General features: G+C 32.6%; 25 protein-coding genes. 15 read left to right on the top strand and 10 right to left on the bottom strand.

Annotation, left to right across the window (positions count from 1 at the left end; translation table 11 throughout):
* Positions 1-3: 3 nt before the first annotated feature.
* Together FCU45_RS08880 and FCU45_RS08875 are read right to left on the bottom strand one after the other, a co-directional pair.
* Positions 4-264, bottom strand: a complete 261-nt coding sequence (locus FCU45_RS08880) for a hypothetical protein (RefSeq protein ID WP_137014418.1) — start codon at positions 262-264, stop codon at positions 4-6.
* Positions 264-848 carry a ParA family protein gene (locus FCU45_RS08875; RefSeq protein ID WP_137014416.1) on the bottom strand — a complete coding sequence of 195 codons (585 nt, stop codon included), beginning with the start codon at positions 846-848 and terminating at the stop codon, positions 264-266. The genes FCU45_RS08880 and FCU45_RS08875 overlap by 1 nt, the downstream gene beginning before the upstream one ends.
* 210 nt (positions 849-1058) lie before the next feature.
* Between FCU45_RS08875 and FCU45_RS08870 the strand changes: the two genes are divergently transcribed.
* Positions 1059-2204 (top strand): SEC-C metal-binding domain-containing protein, encoded by a 1146-nt coding sequence (locus tag FCU45_RS08870; RefSeq protein WP_137014414.1) that lies wholly within the window; start codon positions 1059-1061, stop codon positions 2202-2204.
* 63 nt (positions 2205-2267) lie between these two features.
* On the opposite strand, the gene FCU45_RS08865 is transcribed toward FCU45_RS08870, so the two are convergent.
* From FCU45_RS08865 to FCU45_RS08830, 8 genes are all read right to left on the bottom strand, one after another.
* Positions 2268-2615, bottom strand: coding sequence for a hypothetical protein (locus FCU45_RS08865; RefSeq protein WP_137014412.1), 348 nt, complete (start codon positions 2613-2615; stop codon positions 2268-2270).
* Positions 2612-2962: a hypothetical protein gene (locus FCU45_RS08860; RefSeq protein WP_137014410.1), complete on the bottom strand. Its 351-nt coding sequence runs from the start codon at positions 2960-2962 to the stop codon at positions 2612-2614. The genes FCU45_RS08865 and FCU45_RS08860 overlap by 4 nt, the downstream gene beginning before the upstream one ends.
* Positions 2963-3088: 126 nt before the next feature.
* Entirely contained in the window at positions 3089-3709 is a 621-nt protein-coding gene (locus FCU45_RS08855) for an OmpA family protein (protein WP_137014409.1), read from the bottom strand.
* A 1-nt stretch (position 3710) separates the two neighbouring features.
* Positions 3711-4343 carry a MotA/TolQ/ExbB proton channel family protein gene (locus FCU45_RS08850; protein ID WP_137014408.1) on the bottom strand — a complete coding sequence of 211 codons (633 nt, stop codon included), beginning with the start codon at positions 4341-4343 and terminating at the stop codon, positions 3711-3713.
* Complete coding sequence (locus tag FCU45_RS08845) at positions 4340-4921, bottom strand: hypothetical protein (RefSeq protein WP_137014406.1); 582 nt, start codon at positions 4919-4921, stop codon at positions 4340-4342. The genes FCU45_RS08850 and FCU45_RS08845 overlap by 4 nt, the downstream gene beginning before the upstream one ends.
* Positions 4922-4923: 2 nt before the next feature.
* On the bottom strand, positions 4924-5172 hold the full coding sequence (locus FCU45_RS08840) for a hypothetical protein (protein WP_137014404.1): 249 nt from the start codon (positions 5170-5172) through the stop codon (positions 4924-4926).
* 64 nt (positions 5173-5236) lie between these two features.
* Positions 5237-6241 (bottom strand): phospholipase D-like domain-containing protein, encoded by a 1005-nt coding sequence (locus FCU45_RS08835; protein ID WP_137014402.1) that lies wholly within the window; start codon positions 6239-6241, stop codon positions 5237-5239.
* A complete protein-coding gene (locus FCU45_RS08830) occupies positions 6238-6648 on the bottom strand; it encodes a hypothetical protein (RefSeq protein ID WP_137014400.1) in 411 nt (136 codons plus the stop codon). Before FCU45_RS08830 ends, FCU45_RS08835 begins: the two co-directional genes overlap by 4 nt.
* 163 nt (positions 6649-6811) lie before the next feature.
* Here FCU45_RS08830 and FCU45_RS08825 point away from each other — a divergent pair, with 163 nt between their 5' ends.
* The 14 genes from FCU45_RS08825 (at position 6812) to FCU45_RS08760 (ending at position 21916) form a co-directional block, all read left to right on the top strand.
* Positions 6812-7996, top strand: a complete 1185-nt coding sequence (locus tag FCU45_RS08825; RefSeq protein WP_137014398.1) for an ATP-binding protein — start codon at positions 6812-6814, stop codon at positions 7994-7996.
* A 225-nt stretch (positions 7997-8221) separates the two neighbouring features.
* Positions 8222-9232, top strand: a complete 1011-nt coding sequence (locus FCU45_RS08820; protein WP_137014396.1) for a DUF1848 domain-containing protein — start codon at positions 8222-8224, stop codon at positions 9230-9232.
* Between the two features lie 68 nt (positions 9233-9300).
* On the top strand, positions 9301-10497 hold the full coding sequence (locus FCU45_RS08815) for an ATP-binding protein (RefSeq protein ID WP_137014394.1): 1197 nt from the start codon (positions 9301-9303) through the stop codon (positions 10495-10497).
* Between the two features lie 92 nt (positions 10498-10589).
* Positions 10590-11090: a leucine-rich repeat domain-containing protein gene (locus FCU45_RS08810; RefSeq protein WP_137014392.1), complete on the top strand. Its 501-nt coding sequence runs from the start codon at positions 10590-10592 to the stop codon at positions 11088-11090.
* Between the two features lie 160 nt (positions 11091-11250).
* Complete coding sequence (locus FCU45_RS08805) at positions 11251-11454, top strand: hypothetical protein (RefSeq protein WP_137014390.1); 204 nt, start codon at positions 11251-11253, stop codon at positions 11452-11454.
* Between the two features lie 22 nt (positions 11455-11476).
* Positions 11477-12103 (top strand): hypothetical protein, encoded by a 627-nt coding sequence (locus FCU45_RS08800; RefSeq protein WP_137014388.1) that lies wholly within the window; start codon positions 11477-11479, stop codon positions 12101-12103.
* On the top strand, positions 12103-12612 hold the full coding sequence (locus tag FCU45_RS08795) for a hypothetical protein (protein ID WP_137014386.1): 510 nt from the start codon (positions 12103-12105) through the stop codon (positions 12610-12612). Before FCU45_RS08800 ends, FCU45_RS08795 begins: the two co-directional genes overlap by 1 nt.
* A gap of 1 nt (position 12613) precedes the next feature.
* The gene (locus tag FCU45_RS08790) at positions 12614-13987 is read left to right on the top strand and encodes a WD40 repeat domain-containing protein (RefSeq protein ID WP_170175850.1); all 1374 of its coding nucleotides are present in this window, start codon (positions 12614-12616) and stop codon (positions 13985-13987) included.
* Positions 13988-13995: 8 nt separating this feature from the next.
* On the top strand, positions 13996-14223 hold the full coding sequence (locus tag FCU45_RS08785) for a hypothetical protein (RefSeq protein ID WP_137014382.1): 228 nt from the start codon (positions 13996-13998) through the stop codon (positions 14221-14223).
* A gap of 50 nt (positions 14224-14273) precedes the next feature.
* Complete coding sequence (locus FCU45_RS08780; RefSeq protein ID WP_137014380.1) at positions 14274-17357, top strand: hypothetical protein; 3084 nt, start codon at positions 14274-14276, stop codon at positions 17355-17357.
* A 71-nt stretch (positions 17358-17428) separates the two neighbouring features.
* Positions 17429-18634 carry an ATP-binding protein gene (locus FCU45_RS08775; protein WP_137014378.1) on the top strand — a complete coding sequence of 402 codons (1206 nt, stop codon included), beginning with the start codon at positions 17429-17431 and terminating at the stop codon, positions 18632-18634.
* A complete protein-coding gene (locus FCU45_RS08770) occupies positions 18634-19557 on the top strand; it encodes a leucine-rich repeat domain-containing protein (protein WP_137014376.1) in 924 nt (307 codons plus the stop codon). The genes FCU45_RS08775 and FCU45_RS08770 overlap by 1 nt, the downstream gene beginning before the upstream one ends.
* Positions 19558-19560: 3 nt before the next feature.
* Entirely contained in the window at positions 19561-20649 is a 1089-nt protein-coding gene (locus tag FCU45_RS08765; protein WP_137014374.1) for an ATP-binding domain-containing protein, read from the top strand.
* The gene (locus FCU45_RS08760; RefSeq protein WP_137014373.1) at positions 20624-21916 is read left to right on the top strand and encodes a hypothetical protein; all 1293 of its coding nucleotides are present in this window, start codon (positions 20624-20626) and stop codon (positions 21914-21916) included. The genes FCU45_RS08765 and FCU45_RS08760 overlap by 26 nt, the downstream gene beginning before the upstream one ends.

Genomic DNA, 21916 nt, shown 5'->3' with positions numbered 1-21916 from the left:
GAATCATTCATTCATTTTTATGATATCTTTTTGGATAAGCAGCATCTTTATAACACTTCCTGCCGAGCGAAACTCACTTTTGGCGTATGCTTCAAGCTCTTTTTTTTGAGAAGGAGTGAGGGCAATGGTTATGGAGGCGGTGGACTGTTCTGCTTTTACTTTGCTCCCCTTTGGGCGACCCTGTTTTTTTTGAAGATCTAGGTGTGTTTTAGTCGGTGTTGTTGTCTCATCGGTAATGAGTTTATCAAATTTTGCGCGAGCCATTAGTTATACTCCTCGATTTTTTTCATTAAATCTTGCATTACAGAGGATATCTTTTTGTAGGTGTGCTGTTTGAGTCCGCCGCTCTTGGCAAGTTCTATAATGCTTACTCCATCATTTTCGGCAGTTTGCAGTGCTCTTGTATGTGGAATAGCAAAACAGTCTATCTCATCTTGCGTATGCTCTGCTAAAAAACTAACAGCATCCTCGATATCACTCTCTTTGATATATCCATTTACTACAAACAAAACGGGAAGTTCCAAATTTTTTACACGGTTGTAGCTCTGCAAGGTTGTTCCTAAAGAGTTAATAGTGGGATTAAACGGCAGGAGTATAAGAGTCGCGTTTTTAGCAATACTCTCAAGACGAATATCATCGAACCCTCCAAAGTCATAAACGACATCCCCACTTTCAATCTCTGGTGCTTGTGCATCAAGTGCGATTTTTATTACTCTGTCATCAAGTGTTTTTGTGAGCATACCGTATGGGTCAAGTTCTATGATGGTTGTGTCAAAATGAAGAGCTATCTGCGTAGCAAGCATAGATTTGCCAACGCCGCCTTTTTGATTATATATGATAATTTGCATTTTATTACCTTGGGTATAAATGAAGTTAATATAATACACTTTTAATTATTTAATTACAAGATAATTAATGATTTCTTTTATCAACGAGATTTTAAAGTAGAATTTCGTATAATAACCTCTAAAAAAGATTCAAACATGTAACAACCCAAAAAAATTACCGCACATACACTCAAGCGTATTGAAAAAACCCTAAACAAGATCAACTCTCCCATGGGAGCCTTTGAGCTCTTTTTTACACTTTTAGGCTCTATGGCACTAGAGGAGTGGTTTGCACCAACCAATGTCATTAACACTCTTTTTCAAAATGCCGTATTTAATTCAGATGATGAAGCCAGAGAAGTCATCAACGAAATAATGAACTTTAGCAATGATATCAGCTTTACTCTGATGAAGTTTGAGGAGGGCAACTTTAAAAACAGAGATATTCAAACACTGAGCAAAAACCTTTGCAAAATAGTTTTAGATAAACTCACACATGAGTCACTCAGAGAGAGATATGTTCCCTCTATCGTTGCTCCTCTTTATAACTCTTTTGAAGCTAAAGGGTATGATGTAGATGACTTTAAAAATCTGATTCACTCTATACATGCTGAGTATAAAGAGTTTGAGGGGCTAAGTGAAGATATTGCAGGAGTGATATCGATGCTCTCTTTGTGCAACACAAAAGAGTTTACAAAGATACTCTCAGAAGATGGCGAAACACTCGATGGATTTTTAGACTATTTTGTGCAACATGCCATACCGACTTACGCAACACTTGATTTACTTAGAAAACTGGAGTATTTAGAAGAGCAGAACTTTGAAAAGGCAAAGAGAAACGACCCATGCCCATGTGGCAGCGGTAAAAAATATAAAAAACGCCCCAAAAGAGACTCCATTTTTCAACTCATGGAAAACGGAACATATTTTTGTGATTTAGATCTTATGGAGAGTGGCGAGATATCCGACATTAGAGACTATTTTGCCTCGCATCCAAAAATTATCGATGAGTACTTAACTAAAGAGCAAAACTTTTTAAGTGAACTTGAACTAAAGACGATAAAAAACTTTAAAAATATCCTCTACGACCAATTTATCATTATGGAACGCATCAACAACTCCGAAGTGCTTGCGTGGAATGTCCAAAATAAAAAGATATATCTGGTTTATGGGCTTTATGACCCTATTGCCGAGGTCGTTCAAGAGTTGCCTTGTATCGCCTCTTTGATACTTTTAGAGTATGAAGAGAGGATAGTGTTTGATGGTTTGATGGGCGTGAACCGTGTTGAGATTGGGAATAATATGCTGCTAGATATGATTGAGGAGTATAGAAGTATTAGAGATGCAGATGGGGTTGTCCTGAGGCTTGGGGAGTAAAAAATCCCGCAAGAAGTTACGCCCAACTCTCATAAAAAAGAAGAAAGTTGGGATTTAAAAATTTTACTCTTTAGGATAGACCGTCGCAGTCAGTGTTGTTTTATATACTGTTCCCACAAATGCGTATGTCCAGGACTCTTTAATCTTTACATCTGTCAAGTAGCCGTTACCTGCTTGAGCTTTTAGCAGTTGGTAAGCTTTCTCATGACGATCATTTATGTCAATGGGTATAAAAAGTAGCAACTGAAATCCACTTGCAGAAGCACTTATCTCTCTACCTTTGTCTTTTGAGCCCTCATATGCTTTTGGATCAGGAGTTTCAATATAGATTGGAGTGCCGGAACACCCTACGATAAAAAAACCAAATATCCCTAAAGAAGCAATTGCAACTATTTTTCTTATGTATTTCATTCTTTTATCTCCCTTATCGCATCACCTTTGATTGTCACATCTTTGCTTGTGCCAATGATCCACCATAGCCAATCTTCTTGATAAGTTACATTAACAAGCCCTGTAGCTCCAGGAACACTCTTTAGTGCATTGTCGTATGCCCTTTCAGTTCTTGAATTTAAACCCATCGGGATAAAATAGTACGCTGTGCCAAGCACTCCCAAAGAGCCGCTCGCACTTCCCTCTGCTTTTCCTAAAACTTCATATTTTTTTGGCTGCTTCGGTGCAATAGTTACATTGTGCGATGAACAACCAGACAGTATCAAGAGTGTTGCTGCTGCCGCTAGCGGCAAAACTATTTTTCTCATTTTGTATCTTCCTTTTGTTGTGATTTTATTTTTATAGCATGAGAGTGTTTTTTACATATTTACCCCCTTGGTAATCAAATATAAAAAAAGTATAGAAAAAACTATAGACGCATCTTGTCTATGAGCCTATTTATCTTTAGCAATAACCTTAAATTCTACTCTTTTGGAGCGTTCAGTATCCTCTGTTTTAGACCCATCAACATAAAGCGGTTTTGAAAAAGCCATCCCGTTTGCTCTTAAGTTTGCTTCGAGCCACTTGATGTTGTTTCTAATAAAAAAATCATCCAAACCATAGCAAAGTGAGAGTACATTGCTAGCTCTTTCTTGAGAGAGATGCATGTTTTTTAGATAGACTTCTTTGGCGTCAGCGATACTTCCCCATCCATTAGAGGTGTGTCCCTCGACCCGTATCTCTTCTATTTCGCTCTTAAACTTAGTGTTGCTTAAGACTTTTATATAGCGAGGGAAAAAATCTTGGAGTATCTCATAAAAAGCTTCTGGCACTTGTGCGCCGCCTGTTTCAAATGGTGAGTTAAATCGCATAATGTTATTTTCTGTAATAAGAGCCTGCCATTTCACTAAATCTTTGTCAAACTCTTTATGGAGCGCTTTGTTTAACTCTATTTTATAGTTCTCTTTTTCGCTAAGAAGTTGGTATAAAAAAGAGATGGAGATAAACATAAATATCATCATAAGCGCTGACATAACATCTGCTATATTGATCCAGTTGCTCTCACTATCTTGCATCTTAGAGTCTCCCGTTTGCTTCACGCAACAGTAACTGCATATTTTCTTTGACGATGTCGGTTGTCTCTTCAAGTGATACTTTAACCTTATCGCTTGAAGAGGTAAGATTGTCTATGAGTTTTTGAATATTTGCCTGCTCACTCTCTTTTGCAAGTGATATCTGTTTGAGCTCTTTTATAATATGGCTAATGCTTTGTTCACTCTCTTGAATATGACTCTTATAGTTATCCTGCCAGAGAATCATATTTTTTACCGCATCATTTAACTGCTTGAAGTTGTCTCCAAACTGCTCGGTTAGGTTTTTGTTAAAATCTTTGACAACTTCCTCAAGCGCGTAAATAACTTCCTCTTTCTTCGTTGCTTGTGGCTTAAAGATGGAGAGAAGTATGGAGAAAAATATCCCCATCCCAGATGTAACAAATGCCGTCTTAAGCCCTTCAAGAAGCTGTGGCATACTCTCTTTTATATTTGTTACATCAAAGTGATAAAGACCGATAGCTATACCTATAAAAGTTCCTAGTATCCCAAGGCTTACTATCTCGTTTTTAAAATTTCTTCCTCTGTTCTTCATGCTTTGGATAAAAAGTGCTACTATCATTATGCTGATTGTTAAAGTTATGGCATTGGTCATCATTTGCTAGATTCCTTTTTATTTGCGTAGATTTTATGAAATGTATTGACTTCATTTTGATACTTTTTAACCAGATATGCATGTCTGTATCTATATTTAAGTGCCAAATTTGAAGCATCATATGTCAAAAGTCTGTTGATCATCTCTCCAAACTCTCTTTTGAGTGATGGATAGTTCGTAAAAAAGACAGGCATCGCTGGTAGGTGACTTCGTATCTCTTCATGTCTATGGTTTAGTTGCTCTAACTTCTCAAGCAGAAGCTTCTCTTCCTCTTTGAGTGACTCTACAGGGCGCTCACTTCCAAACACTTTTTTGTTGATTGCTTTAGAAAGGAGCCACCCGATAGCAAAAACAACTACACCCCATACTCCGCCGACACTAACACCAAAGAGACCGACAACCCCAATGACGATATAAACAAGTACGGAAGAGATAATTATGCTTGCGACCTTCTCTTCGAGTTTAGAGTTTATATCTTTTTGCAAAATGTTGTCTTCAATATTTTGAGAAGCGCTTTTGAGCTTGAGCGTCCATTTACGATACTCTTTTAAGAGTCCATCTAGTAGTGCTATCTTTGACATGATTAACCTAAGAGTTCTAAAAAGAGAAATATCCCAGAAGCACCTAAAGCACCTTTTGCAAAGGAGTTTGCTCTCTTTTTTTGCTCACTCAAAAGTGCATCAAACTCCTCATCAGATAAATCATCTTTTTCAAGTCCTGCCTCTTTAAGGTTTTTAATCACCTCCTTATATGCATGGCTCTCAATCATCACATCATATTGCGCTTTTGTGGCACTTTTCATACCTTTGAGTTTTTCTACTAGTTCTTGCATGTTTAACTCCTTTTTATGTAATTGTAGATATTTAGTTGGACTTATTTTGTCTATTTAGTAACACTTATTGTTTATCAGGTATTTTTTGCCAAAGCTCTAAAAAGTAGTTTTTATACTTGATAGCTAAGGTGCTATTTTGTATGATAAGCGTGTTTTCATCGTTTGTGCTATTGCCTGCTTTTGTGAAGTTCATGGAGCCGCTGATGATGTGGCTGTCATCTACAACCATGGATTTGCAGTGCATCTTGCCGCCAAAGTTCTCAACTTTTACCTCTACGCCTTCTTCTCTTAGCTTTTTATGCATGGAGTACTTATTGCCTGCGGCACTTGCATCTAAGATGATTTTTACATCAACGCCTCTCTTCTTTGCTCGCATAAGTTCATAAGAGAGCTCTTTGTGTGTTAAATAAAAAATCGGTACAAAAATATACTCTTTGGCGTTCCGGATAAGCTCTTTTATCCCCTCTTCGTAAGTGTTTGATTTTGGAGAGAAGTAAACAGAGATTATGGAATCCTCTGTTTTTATGCGCTCATAACCTCTTTTGTTCTTTTTTTTGGAGAACTTTTTTTCATCAAACATCTCATCAAACTCCTCTTGATAGAGTGATACAACTCTTTTATCGTCGGTTGTTACGGCGTTGTTTGCGTTGTAGCCGCCCGTACCCGTATCGCTTATGTTTGCCGAGCCGCTCCAAAGAGTTTTTCTGTCGATGATAAAAAATTTGTTATGCATAATGTAACTTTTACCATCACTCACAACGCTAAAATGTTTATAGAGTGTATGTGTATCTGTATAGTAGTTATTGCCATGTGAATCACTATCGACAACCGCTTTTATAGTAACGCCTCTTTTTTTTGCTCTTATAAGCGCCTCTAAAACCGCATCTTGCTCTCTAAGTCCATAGATAGCAAAACTGATCTCCTCTTTAGCATCATCAATAAGCACTAAAAGCTCTCTGCCAAAAGATGTGTTTGTAGCACTAGAAGGTAAACTGCTCGGCACATGTACAAAAAGCTGCTCTTTTGCAATGAGAACAACTGTAAAGAGTAAAAAAAGAAGTTTTTTCACTTCGCCACATCTTCATCTTTTTTCTTTGCGTACTTTGCCAAGATAAGGTCGGTTGTATTAAGCAGCTTTTCTTTTTGTACAAGCTTCTCATGAGCAGATAAGATTGGCTTATCTTTTTTAGTCTCTTTTTCTTGCTCTATTTTTATAGCCTTTTTAAACTCTTTGGTGTTTAGCCTTTTTAGCATCAAGATATTGACGCCAACTATTAGCACGATTAAAAACCATTTTAAAAATAGCAGATAAAGTATGCTCTCTTTGTTGGATATTTTAAGTACGCTAAAGAGATCATTATAGACACCCATTATTATCAGAACAAGCCCGACAGAGACTAAGAGTGTGATAATCTGCTTTTTAAACTTCTGCCACAAAATGTAGTAAGTCCCGCTTCTAAAGATAAATCCTAGCATCGTTATTTCCTCGCTAATTATTTTTACTGAGGAAATTGTAGGGATTTGTTTAGACATATTTAGTCTATAAATAAATATTAATGACATGCACTAAGTAGTAGATTGTGGTTGTAACCATAATTTTTGGCTATAATTTTATATACCCATCCATAAAAGGACAAAAATGCTGCAAAATCTTAAAGAGTATCAACAGAGCTATCTAAGAGTGTTAGATACAAACTACAAAAGATATATACACGGCGTAGTAGATTTCAACCAAAAACTCATCGGCATCATAGGTGCTAGAGGGGTTGGAAAAACCACTTTTTTACTTCAGTATCTTAGAGAAAACGATTTACCACTTTCAAAAAAGCTCTATTTTAGTGCAGATGCCATAGATTTGGATTCACTCTTTGATATAGCATTTGAGTTTTCCAAAGAGGGCGGAGAACTTCTCATCATAGACGAAATTCACAAATATAAAAACTTTGAAATAGAGCTAAAAAAGATATATGACATGCTTAGTCTCAAAGTAATATTTAGCGGTAGTAGTGCCATAAGGCTTGACCACTCAAAAGGAGACTTAAGCAGAAGAGCATTGCTCTACCACATGAAAGGGTTATCTTTTAGAGAGTTTATAGAGCTTAAAAAGTCCATAAAACTACCCACTTTTACAACACAAGAAATATTTAGTAACCATATCGATATAGCTTATGAACTGGGTAATGATTTTAAACCTTTTGAGTTTTTTCAAGAGTACCTAAAATATGGATACTATCCGTTTTATTTTGAAAATGAGCAAAGCTATCTGCTCAAACTCCAAGAGACCATAAACACTGTTATAGAGGTAGATATCCCGTCCATCTTTCCCATAGAATACGACAAAATCATAAACTTAAAAAAACTTGTTCGTTTGGTGTGCCAATCGAAACCTTTTAAAGTCAACATAAAAGAGTTATCCGCAAAAATAGGCATAAGCGACTACCAAACACTCTATAAATACCTAGAATATCTCAAAAGAGGAAAGATTTTAAATCTCTTAAGAGCCAAAAGTAAAGGAGATTCTATCTTTGTAAAGCCAGATAAAATCTATCTTGCCAACACAAATCTACACTATAGCTACTGTGATCAAGTGGAAATCGGCACTATTAGAGAGGTCTTTTTTATGAGTATGTTTGATGAAAAAGATATAACACTATCATCAAAGGGCGATTTTAGTGTAGAAGATACTTACATAGTAGAAGTTGGCGGAAAAACCAAAAGCTATAACCAGATAAAAGATATGCCAAAGAGTTATATCGTATCTGATGATATAGAAATAGGAAGCGGCAATAAGATACCGCTATGGCTTTTTGGGTTTTTGTATTGAAATAAAATATTTAATAAATACAATTAAACTCCAAAGAGCAGATTAAAAAATCTCTGCCAAAAAAAGATAGTATGTGCGCTTTTAAGGATAAATTTGAGCATTATTAACAATAGACAAGATGCGTCTAAGCTTTGAGATATAATAACTACAAGAAATTCAAGGCAATATGTATGGCAACCAAATGATTTTGAGCATATCTATTATAAATTAAGAGGACAAAAACAGATGCAATGGAAAAAAGAAACAATTATTTTAGAAGATGGTACTAAAGCAGAAGCTCAAACCCCTGTTATCATCTCTGCAAGCAGAGCGACAGATATTCCCGCTTTTTATGCTGAATGGTTTATCAAAAGATGGGAGGATGGATATCTCAAATGGACAAATCCTTTCAATGGACAACCTCTTTATGTAAGTTTTAAAAATGTAAGATGTGTGGTCTTTTGGAGTAAAAATCCACGAGCTATGATGAAACATCTCGATTGGTTAGACGAACATATACCAAACTACTACTTCCAGTTTTCACTCAATGACTACGACAAAGAGGGCTATGAAGGCAAAATATCTTCAGTTGAGAGTCGAATAAAAACATTTAAAGAGTTATCCCAAAGACTAGGTAAAAAAAGAGTTGTTTGGCGGTTTGACCCGCTAATACTTACGCAAGAGTTGGACATAGAAGAGCTTTTAAGAAGAGTGAAATATATCGGCGATGAGCTGCATGAGTACACCGCCAAGTTGGTTTTTAGCTTTGTAGATATCTCCATCTATAAAAAAGTTCAATCTAATCTAAACAAAGAGCATGTTCCCTACATAGAGTGGACACAACCGCTTATGAACACCTTTGCCAAACGCCTCAGCGAACTTAATAAGAAGTGGGGTTTAGAGCTTGCAACATGTACTGAAAAGATAGATCTTGATACTTACGGCATATCGCACAACAAATGTATAGATGATGATCTCATGGTAGATCTTTTTTCGCATGACAAAGAGCTGATGGAGTTTTTAGGCGTAGAGATAGAACCTGCGGATCTCTTTAGCGATGGCAAAGTTGTCAAAACAAAAAAACTCAAAGACAAAGGACAAAGAGAAGATTGTGGCTGTATCATGAGTAAAGACATAGGAGCTTACAACACTTGCCCACATGAGTGCAACTACTGCTATGCAAACGCTTCTAAAGAGTTAGCAAAGAGAAACTACCAAAAGTATTTAGAAAATCCAAATAGCGAGAGTATAATATAAAACAAAAGTACACTTTAGCTTTTATAGTATTTATGATAAACTATACTTTATAAATTAAAAGGTGTATTATGATAGAACAACTACAAGAAAAACAAAGAAAATTAGTATCGATAGCCAAAAACATCACTTACCTAAGAAAAGAGTTTGATTTTATCAATAGCGATGAAAGACTCATCGCTCTCATAGGTGCAAGGGGTGTTGGAAAAACTACACTTTTACTACAATATTTAGGGCAATACTCACTTGATGAAGCCCTGTATTTTAGTGCTGATGATATAAGCATTGCTGCGTTTGGTATCGTTGAAATTGTTGAAGAGTTTTACAAACTAGGTGGGCGAATCGTAGTAATAGATGAAGTGCATATGTTTAAAGAGTGGGCAGCACATATCAAAAACCTTTATGACTTTTATCCTGATCTGACTATTCGCATAAGTGGTTCGTCTATGTTAAATATTTTGATGCAAAGTCATGATTTAAGTAGAAGAATACTCACTAAGGAGCTTGGGATACTTAGTTTCAAAGAGTATTTTGAGATTAAACACCATGCTACACTCTCTTCATTTTCTTTTGAAGATATACTATCAAATCACAATGAAATATCTTACGAACTCATTTGTAAATACCCAAATCTCTATAAAGAGTTTAAAAACTATCTAAAAAACGGTGCCTATCCCTTTTTTACCATCAGTAAAAGTGAAGAGAGTTTTGCTAGTAAACTTTTTAACTCTATAGAGAAAATCATCTATGAAGATATACCCTCAACCCAAAAGATAAAGTTTGAAAATCTTATATCATTTAAGAAGCTAATATATGCAGTAGTATCTGCAAAAGTGCCATATAGTGTAAAGATAGATTCACTTGCAAAAGAGCTAGGGGTGAGTGAGCCGACACTTTATACTTATCTTGATATTTTAGATAAGACAGGTATCTTTCGAACTCTTAAAAAACAAAGTACTAAACAAAGTAAAAAACCAGAAAAACTTTACTTTCAAAATACAAATATACTCTATACCCTAGCAAGTGACCAAAAAATAGCTACAGATATAGGGGCCATAAGAGAGACTTTTTTTGTGAACTCATTTAAAGAGATTTACTATAGTGATATAGGGGATTTTGTAGTAGATGGAATTATTTTTGAAGTGGGTGGAAAGGGTAAAAGCTTTTCACAAGTCAAAGATATAGAAAAAAGCTATCTGGCTATAGATGTAGATACTACAACACATAAGCACAAAGTCCCACTTTGGCTTTTTGGGTTTTTGTATTAAATAGAATAGTTTAGACAAAATATGGGTGTTTGGTTTGGTAGGATTTGGAAATGGAAAAAAGTGAAGTATCATTTATAAAGGAAATACGATAAATGCAAAAACATACAAAAGAGATTGATAAACTATATGATTGGGCTACTGAAAATGGCTTAGTAAGGCTTTCGGATGAATCATCATTTGGATTTCCAAAAGATAAAAGTAAAATCTTAGAAATAGAAGCATTAGATTTATCAGGTTACGAACTAACTGAAATACCAAAAGAGATAGGTTGCTTAACCAATCTAAAAAAGCTTTGGCTAAATGACAATCAAATATCAAAACTTCCAGATGAATTTACAAAGCTTGTTAATTTGGAGTATTTATATTTGGATCATAACCCACTTGAAGAATTGCCTACAAATATAGATAATTTGATAAATCTAAAAGTTTTAGAAGTTTCCAATACAAAATTAAAAAGGTTGCCTCCAAATATTGTAAAACTTAACAACATAGAATCTATATGCTTTGATAGTACAGTAAAAAACAACTTATTGTTATGTCATGAAAGTTGGATTTATAATATAACAAATCAACAGAAAGAAGATAAAGAATGAATGATAAATTTTTAGAAATACTCCTACAACAAACTCAAGATGCGATGACATCATTTGATGGAAAGCTAGATATACAGCTTGAAGATAAAAAATAATGTTTGCACAAAATATGGGTGTTTGGTTTGGTAGGGTTTGAGAGAAAAAATAAAGGATAAATTAAATGTACAAATGTAAAAAAGTTGAAAACTATATTGTTATATACAATGAAACACGGAAATTTAGAGTATTAGACTTTAAAGAACCAAATCAAATTAAGATAGTAGATATAACTTATGGGAATAAAACAAGTGGTGGATATTGGGCAAACATAAACGATTACTGTGATGAATTTATGTCTGAAATAATTAAAAGCAATATAAAATAAATAATGAAGGCAATTTAGTAAAATGAAAAACAAAAAAATTAATTTAACTCAACTTTTAAATAAAAGAGAGTTGTATCACATATTGATTGAATATGTTAATGCCGCTGATATTTTATATAAAAACACAACAAGTGATAAAATATCTGCACCTTTTATTTATCTCATTAGACATTCCATTGAAATTGGATTAAAAAGCACAATCTTGTATTTATGTGAAAAATCTGATTCAAATTCAATGTGTACAGAAGAAAAACTACATGGACACAAGCTATCCAGATTGTATAATTGTTTTAATCAGCATTGGCAAACCATTGCTAAGAAATATGATTTGAAAAATCAAGGAGAAACACTAAAAGATATTACAAATAATACAGATAAATATTATAAAGAACTCAAAGAGCTGATTGATTTTTTTGATGAATATGATGAGGAATCTACATTATTTAGATACGGAAATAAAAAGCCTATTGAAATAGAGCAAAAATATAGTTTTTTAGAGAGTGAATATAGTGGCACAGTTGCACTTATTGATGTGGATAAATTTATAGAAAAATATAAAAATTCAATGTTGGTTTTTAAATATTTAGAAGATGCTTTAACAGATTTTTTTGAATATATAAATGATGTTGATTTTCAAAAGGAACTGTAATGGGCTTAACAAAAGATGGGAAAACATTATTTGAATTACCAATTTATAGAGTATCAGAAGATGAGTATTATAAAAGTTTAAATGAACATTATCAAAAAAGAAAAATACCTCACAATGACCCTCTATATGAAGAAAGTTTAAATCAAAATTTGTTTAAAGATTTCGGTGGTGATTGGAAATATAATGAAATAATAGGGTATTTAAGATTTTATAAAGATGTAGATTATTTCATCTATATTAACTGTTTTTATTATCAAATTAATAAAAAAAGGATAACAAAAACACGAACTAAACAATTTATCCCTGTAGATGATACTCTATGCAAAATAACTATTAAGTCTTCGTACGACAATCGGAAAATTGCTGAGAAAATTACTGAAATGGTTGATTACTGTTCAACTTTGCCAGCTGTACATAAAAGATATATAGATAGAGAAATTTTTGATAATATGGTAAATTGTATAGATTGGCGAGTATTGCTTGAATTAGACAAAAAAGGAAATGGATAAAATGAAAAACAACCTAACAACCACAAACCAAAATGCAAAACTAGCACTAATCAAGTCAAAAAGTTTACTTAATATTACAAATGGTTTACTAGCAAATCGTTCAAGTAAAGAGCTAATTGAGAGCTTTGAAAATTTTAGATTTTCTCTAAATCTTGGCTATAGTAATTCTGTAAGCTGTATAACTATAACACATGATGGAAAATATATAGTAAGAGCAAGCTTGCACGGTACCATCAAGCTATGTGAGATAAGCAGTGGTATGGAATTGAGAACATTTAAGGGACATGGTAGTCAAATATTTTCTATAGCCACAACACCTAATGGAAAATATTTAGCAAGTGGGGGTTGGGGTAGTACCATCAAACTATGGGATATTAGTAGTGGCAAGGAGTTACGAACATTTGATGGGCATAGTGATAGTGTAAACTCTTTAGCTATTGCCCCTAATGGGAAATATATCGCAAGTGGCAATGGAGTTCCTTTGACAAATGGAATTATTAAGCTGTGGGATATAAACAGTGGCGAAGAGCTACTAACATTTAATGCGCATAAGTCTGGCGTAAGTTCTATAGCTATCACCACTGATGGAAATTATATTTTAAGTAGTGATGATTATTTTAATAGAGAAGAAGATGATGTTGATTATCATGATTATGCAGATCAATATCATGATGTTGCAGATGGAATCATCAGGATGTGGGATATAAACAATGGCAAGCTGGCACGATCATTTTTTGGGCATAGTCGTAGTGTAAGCTCTATGGCAATAACTCCCGATGGAAAATATATTGTAAGTGGAAGCTGGGATAAAACCATTAAGCTGTGGAATATAAACAGTGGCGAAGATGTACGAACATTTGAGGGGCATAGTCGTAGTGTAAGTTCTATAGCTATAACTCCCGATGGGAAATATATAATCAGTGGAAGTGCGGATAAAACCATCAAGCTATGGAATATAAACAGTGGCAAAGATGTACGAACATTTGAGGGGCATAAGTCTGGCGTAAGTTCTATAGCTATAACTCCCGATGGGAAATATATAGTAAGCGGTAGCTATGATGGTACCATAAAACTTTGGGAGATAAACAGTGGTAAACTACTTTGCTCTTACGCGGCATATGAAGATGGGGAGTGGCTCTCTTGGACACCAGATGGATACTATAACTGCTCTAATGGGGCTTATCAATATTTCTCTTTTGTAGATGATAGTAAAGATACGCTTGAAGCTGTACCACAAAATCATCCTATCTATAAAGCAAAGAAAAAAGAGATATTGCTTAGTGATTATATAGGTGGTGCAAATCCGTATGCTAAAAATTCACCACATACAGATATGCCAGAAATAGACATCGACGATGATGAAATCCCATTTTAGGAAAAACAATGCAAAAAATTAAAGAAAATTTAGAATCATTTTTTATTATTTGGGGAATTATTTTATTTTTAAATCAAGTAGTTTTATTTGGTGGATGTTTTAACCCAGTGTGCTTGATAGCAGTATTGCCACATACGGGATTTATTGCCTTTCTTGTACTAATATTTTTTATACATGATGAGAAGAAAAATAAAAACACCCTGAATAAAAGAAATGGAAATGAACTAAAGAAATAATAAAAATTTCGTAAAGCAAATAGCACAAAAAAATATTTTTAAGGATTAATATGATTATAACAACCAATAATAACATTCAATATATTAGACACAAGATACTTAGTCCTCTCCATATTATAAACACACCGGCAATTGGTATTACATTGGAATATTTTACATTTCTTAATAAAATTGTTAATCATTATACTGAGTGTAGCGACAATACTATAACGAAAAAAAAAGAAAGTATATTCCCTAGTCGAGAGTCTAACTCTTTAAGACAAATAAACTCAAGTTTTATTAGAGAGTCTTATAAAGAAAAGTCCTTTCTTGAAAAAGCATCTTTTTTTCTATCTACTGCAAAAGACGCAGTAAAAACAGTAAGTATTGATACCAAGGTTGATGATATAAATGAATACAACAATCCATTAATCGCCAGTGTATATAAAGACAAATTATTCAAAAGGCATCCAGAATACAAACAAGCAAAAGATGAGTTTGATAGACTAGAAGATGAAAAAACTCAAAAAATCGAGCAAATGAATAATTTAGTTATAGAGTTAAATACTTTTCGTCAATATATTTTAGATGAGTTTAATCCAATTGTTTTAGAACTGCTTGATTTACTAGATGATGAGTTAAATCCAAAAATAGAATACATGAAGATTTCAGAAAAATTACATCAAACAATAGATTATAGTTCTGAATCAACTTCATCAAAAGAAACTATAAATTCTGAAAAACTGTTAACATGGGATGCTTTAAAAAATAAGATTGAATTTTTAAAAAACAATAATGAGGAACTAAATAATATTTTAGAAAATGAATTTTTAATGCACTATAAAAATGGAAATCTAGAATATTTTCATGCAATTAAGTCAAAACTTAACTCGCTAATTAAAGAAAATAAAATAAAACTAGCAAAAAAGCCAATAATTCAAAAAGATATAGAACTAGAAAACCTAAAAAAAGAGCTAAAAAGCTTAGAATCCAAACTCCAAGAGTTAGTAGAACAAAAGACAGAATACCTAAACGATATAGAAGAGTTCAACCGTGAGTACAATCTTCACTTAGGGGAGCTTGTCAAAGAGATACTCAAGCTCAAAAAAGAGATCCTCTATAAAAAAACCATCAAAAAGCAAAAACAAAAAGTAAAATACCAAGAAGATATCCAAACTTTTCAAGAGTCAAAAGAGACCATAGATGAGCTAAAATCTACCATAGCAGAACTAGAAGATGCACTTGAAACTATAGATGAAGATGATGAAAACTATGAAGAACTTACCAAAGCTTACAACGAACTCAAGGAAGAGCTTAAAAAGCTAGAAGATGAACTGGAGCTTCAAAAAGAGGAGCTTGAACTTGCAAAAGAGTTTATAGAAGATGAGACTTTAGAGCAAGAGTATGAAGAGGTTAAGAGCCATTATGAAGAGTTTGAGAGTGAGTATGAGCATATAAAAGAGTCTATTGAAAACTCCCTAACCCTCAATGAAGAAGAGAAAAAAGAGCTAAAATCACTCTACAAACAAGCAGCAAGACTATGCCACCCAGATATAGTACCAGATGAGCTTAAAGAAAAAGCTCATGAGCTTATGCAAAAACTCAATGATGCCTATAGCAAAAAAAATATATCAAAAGTAAAAGAGATACTCCACTCACTCCAAAACGGCACAAGCTTTGAAGTATCGAGTGAGACCATAGAAGATAAAGAACTCCTAAAAGCAAAAATTAAAGAGTACCTTAAAAACATCGAAGCTATAAAATATGAAATAGAAGAGATAAAAGAGGATGAGACCTACCAAACTATAGCAGAGCTTGATGATTGGGATGAGTATTTTGAAGAGTTAAGAGGTGGATTGGAAGCAGAGAAAGAGAGGCTAGAAGAGGAAGCTAGAGAGGTTTTGGAGGAGAAAGAGAAAATAGAAGATAATGTATTGATTCAATGGGCAATACAGAACAATATAGATGAGATTCTAGAACATAAAAATCAATTAGAAAACATAAAAAGGCTTAGATTGAACGATAAGAATCTTACTCATATTCCAAAAGAAATTACTAGTTTATCTAATTTGGCAGAGCTAAAACTTTGGAAAAATAATTTAGTAGAATTACCTGAAGAGATAAGCTCAATGAGTTCTTTAGAGGTATTGACTTTATCAAATAACAACCTGATAAAATTACCAAAAAATATAACACAGCTTAAACTAAAAAAACTACAACTTCGTGATAATAAATCGTTGATTCTAACTAATGAACAAATACAATGGATAAAAAAACTTAAAGAAAATGGTTGTGATTTTGAAATGGATAAAGATTTATTGAGTAGGAAAGATATAGAAACTACACAAGAAAAGAAAATATCTAAAAAAACAGGTGTAACGATTGTTAAAAAGAAAAATCAAAAAGAACAAGAAAAATCAGCAACCATTACTAAAGAGAATAGCCCATACGCAAAACATATCCACTCTATTGAAAACATCAAATTTGAAAGGATAAGAAAATATTGCGAAAATCTTTCAAAAGCAAATGAAGCCGATGAGATGCAAAAGCAGTTAGGTAAAACCGGGAAGATGTATAAAGCACTTATCTATAGCTCCCTTGAAGTATTTATAGAATATCTTAATGGTGAAACCATCACATTGTGTGATTGGGGATGTTCTCAAGGAATAGCCTCTATGCTAGTACTTGACTATATCAAAGAAAAACAACTAGATATAAAAGTATCTGATGTAATCCTCATAGATGATGACACAAAATCACTCAGCCGTGCCATGGCACAAGTAGAAGCATTAGCACAAGAGAGTATAAAATTTACTCCTATAAAAAGTGATGATAATAATATTTCAGATACAATAAAATCTAATAAAAATAACACTATTTTGCATCTTTTTGCAAATGACAATATGCCTATAGACTTTTTAGAGATAGATTTTGATATATTTGATAAAGATTTTGTCTTGTGTGTATCAAATGAAAACAGAGAGTTTGTAGATGAAGTGTATGAAAACTTTAAAATTTTTATGAATGTACAAGATTTGTCTATACTTAATGGCAATATTGGTATGTTTGACAAATATGAGAGGGTATTTACAGTATCTGAAACAATATACAATACTCCTACAATAGATATAGATAGTGATGCGATACCATTTTAGCAAAAAGCCAAGTATATAAATTATAATTTTATATAGTATAATGGTAAAAATTATACTATCAAAGAGATAAAATGAAAAAAAGAACATTAGAATCTATACTCAAAATCGCCCTTGATACTTTTCCTGTAGTGCTTCTAAACGGTGCTAGACAAGTGGGTAAATCAACTCTTGCACTTGATAATTTTCAAAACTATCTTACCTTTGATGATGGGGAGCTTCGACTTTATGCAAAGGAAAATCCAAAAGGTTTTTTAAAAAACCTAGACTTTCCTATATGTCTTGATGAGATACAAAAGGTACCTACACTATTAGAATATATAAAAATGCATATAGACTCAAAAAGAGTAAATGGAGATTTTTTACTTACAGGCAGTTCAAATGTATTAGATCATAAAGAGAGCAAAGATACTTTAGCTGGAAGACTATGTGAATTACGACTTCATCCACTTAGCTCAAAAGAGAAAAATGATAAATCAGATGAAAATGTCATAGAAAAATTACTTAAAAGAGATTTTAAACTAGCCAAAAAAGATTATACCGATGAAGTATGTGAGCATATTTTAGATGGTGGGTATCCTGAGATTTTAGAGCTTGGGGGATTGTCAAAAGATTTATGGTTTACCTCTTATATCGCCACATATATAGAAAGAGATGCGAGAGATTTAGCTGATATAAGAGATATAGATAGTTTTATAAAGTTTGTAAATGTACTAGCTTCAAGAAGTGGAACGATACTTAATAAATCAAGCCTAAGTAATGATATAGGGACAAAAGATATCACTACAGATAACTATCTTTCTATCATAAGTCGTATCTATCAAGCGACACTTCTAAAACCATATTTTGTAAATATCGGCAAACAGTTTGTAAAGTCTCCAAAAGTTTTTTTCAACGATACTGGGGTACTTTGTAGTTTGCTTCGTATTAATTCAAAAGAAAAACTTCTAAGTTCAACATATAGCGGACAAATTTACGAGACATATATATTTTGTGAACTTCAAAAACATCTCTCATATTTACAAAAATCGGCACAAATGTTTCACTATAGAACCAATGATAAAAAAGAGATAGACTTCATCATAGAGGTTAACAATGAGATATTGGCTATCGAAGTAAAACAAAGTAGTAGCGTAAAAAAAGAGGACTTCAAGCATATTATAGACCTACAAAATAGATATGATGAAAAGAGATGCTTGGGTATAGTGTTTTATAATGGAGAGATGGTGGTTGAGTTTAGTGATGATTTGGTAGCTATACCTTTTGGGATATTTTTGTGATGGATAAAAGTTTAGTTAGTACGAATCAGAATGCCAAAGTGGCTTTGAGTAAGTCAAAAAGTTTATTAAATATAACCAATAGAATACTTGAGAAAAAAGATAATGAATGGATTGAAAGACTTTTAAAATGGGCGGATGAAAAAAATATTCCTGATGCACTTATAAATTTTAATATGGATAATGTTATCGAGAATATAAATAAAATGATATTATTAAAAATAAACAGTGACTTAAAAAATGAAAGTGCAAAGAATGAGTTAATGATTCAGATGAGAATTGAAGCTGCTATTTCCGATAATATAACAAATATCATAAATGCAGTAACATTTATAATTAATTTGCCTTTTTTATCAATTGATTTAAATAAAAATCCATACCATTTTGAATTAGAATTTCCATCTAAAATAATCAAAAAAATATTAGAACATAATAAAAAATTGCATAAGACACACTATGGCATACACAGAAAAAGAAATTTATTATTGCAAACTGAAAATTTAGACTTGAGTTATAAGTGTATATTATTAACTGAGGATGTTTTTAAATTAAGAAATATAAAAAAAATAAATCTAACGAATAACTCATTTAGTAGAGCTGAAATCACAAAAAATGATTATGGTGTAATAAAAAACATACAAAACTTGGAAAATTTAGAAGAAGTACATATAAAAAATATAGGTTTAAGCACTTTACCAGATCTCTTTAAAAATCCTAAAAGACTAAAGGTGTTTCATTTTGAAAATAATAGAAATTTAATATCATTACCAGAAGAGGTGGAGTATTTAACAAACTTAAAATCATTATCTTTGAAAAATAACCTAAAATTAGTTTTATCAAAAGAGCAAAAAAATTGGATTAAATTACTAAATCAAAACTATTGTGATGTGATTTATGATGATGATTTATTTGATAGGAGAAAATAAAAAATGCCAAGATTTCAATTTTGGTTACCAACAGATGGTAACTTGACACGAATACAAAGACAAGCGATAGATTTACGAGAGCCGATATTTTTAAGTGGAGTTCCTGGTACTGGAAAAACTGTAGTATCTATCAAACGACTTCAATATGCTTCAAGCAAAGGCAAAAAAGGAATAATTTTTACTTATGGAAAACTTCTTAGAAAAACTATAGAAGAGAAACTTGAAAACAACCCTAAAATGCCGGTCGATAATATTCACAATTGGATGTGGAATGCTCAAGGTAATGGGCAGAGAAGATACTTTGATATCATGACAAAAGATGAAAACATAATATCTACAGTACAGCATCTTAAAGCCCAAGGGATAACATACGATGAGATACTTGTGGATGAGGGGCAAGACTTGTCGCTAAATACTTACAAAATACTCAAAGAACTCACACCAAGCCTGTCAATTAGCGCCGATGATGCCCAACAGATAAACAATAATGAAGAAGCTACCAATGAAAATGAGATTTTAAAACTATTTGCAGGTTTAAAGAAGTTTGAGCTTGATGATATATTTAGAAGTGCTTATGAGATATACAGCTTTGCTATACAGTTTGTGCCAAATAATGCAAGAGCCAATGATGAAAACTTACTTGAAAGACTCAAAAGAAAAAACTCTGGTGCTGATAAGCCATATATTTATCTGGAAAAAAATCTTGATGGAGTATATCAATCTCTAAGAGATATCATCGATGAAAACCCAACGGATAATATTGGGATACTTTTTGAACAAAGGTTACATGTAGATGAGTTTGCTAAAAATCTTTCAGATGAGTATGAAGTGAGCAAATATAGAAATCAGGACGTCATACCGAGTGAGCTAAATAATATCATCATCACTACTTTTAAATCTGCAAAAGGGATAGAGTTTGACATAGTTATCATCCCATATTTTCCTGATGGTGCTATGAATAGAGCTGAAGAGTATTATGTGGGAGCGACAAGGGCAAAAAATCAAGTCTATTTTTTAGCTATAAACGATATACCTCAAATAATGACTCATTTTAAAGAAGATAGTTATGAACTCGTTGATAATAGAGGTTAAAATGTATCTACTTCAAATAAATAGAATCAAACTACAAGACTATATCCAACGAGGACTAATAGTACCAGATAAGTATCTTGATGAAAACAAAGAGATAGATACCCAATCAAAAAATCCAAACTTTTTAGTTGTATCTGATGGATATATAAAAGAGCTAGATGAGTATCAAATACTTTTAGAACTTATTTTTACCGATGAAGAGAAAAAGAGACTTCAAGAAGTGGATGGCATTTATTATTTTGATTTTCCTCTTCCTATAACTCGTATCAAAAAAGTATATGTGCAAAATCAACAGATTATAAAACACATAGATGTACAAATCCAAAATGGAGAAAATGGCTTTTTACCTAAAAATCTTTTTTCTGTGTATCTTAAAAATAAAAAGCCTATATTTGAACAAAGAGAATATAAGCCACTACAAGATGATATCGCTATAGATAATTTTGAAGAGCAAATAAGAGTTTTTGATAAAAGAATGGGGATGTTTGCCTTTATGAAAAACAGTGAAGTTTACTACTGTGATGATGTTAGCAAAATAGCCAACTACTCAGAACGCTATTTTAGTACACTTTCAAAACTTCTTGAAAAACCATTAGATGATAAAATATTTGAAGAGTTAAATATACTCAAACAAAACGAAGAGTTTAAAAAGCTATTATATTCAACTGCTCAAATAGATAAAGAGTTTATCATCAAAGAGTCGCAAAAGATTGAAGATAGTGAACTTAAGAGTATCTTCTTAGAGATGATAAGCCCTACAGGCACAAGAAAAGCACTCAAAAGTTTACTTGAAAAAAATGATATAGAGCATTATCTTATAGGGCTAGTGTACTATTTTAGGCAAAAAGACTCCAACAAAAAAGACAATTTCAAAATAGATATAAAAAGCTTGATACCTTATGAAGTGGCTGAAATATCACTTGCTATTTTGGGTATATATTTTGGATATACAATTTTAAGATCAGAAGAGAAAGTAGAGATAAAAGATAAGTATTTCAAAAAACTTTTTAAAAAAGACAAGCTTAATATGAAGTTTACACTTGAGAGTAAGCTTGATTATATCACTATCGAAACTATTTATGACTATTGTTTTAAAGACAAAATAAAAGGGTACGAGTATGAATATCTTCCATACCCTAATCAACCAAAGTCTGTTAAAATAACTCAAAATAAAAACTATGGTGTTAAAAGAGAGACATATTTTGATACGGAATATATCACGATAGAAAAATTCAAAATAAAGAGACAAAAAGTTTTTTTGAAGTAG

It is taken from the genome of Sulfurimonas crateris, assembly GCF_005217605.1.
GTDB classification, from domain to species: domain Bacteria; phylum Campylobacterota; class Campylobacteria; order Campylobacterales; family Sulfurimonadaceae; genus Sulfurimonas; species Sulfurimonas crateris.
The sequence above is the reverse complement of the archived record's forward strand: the minus strand, read 5'-3'. Positions and strand labels throughout refer to the sequence as shown.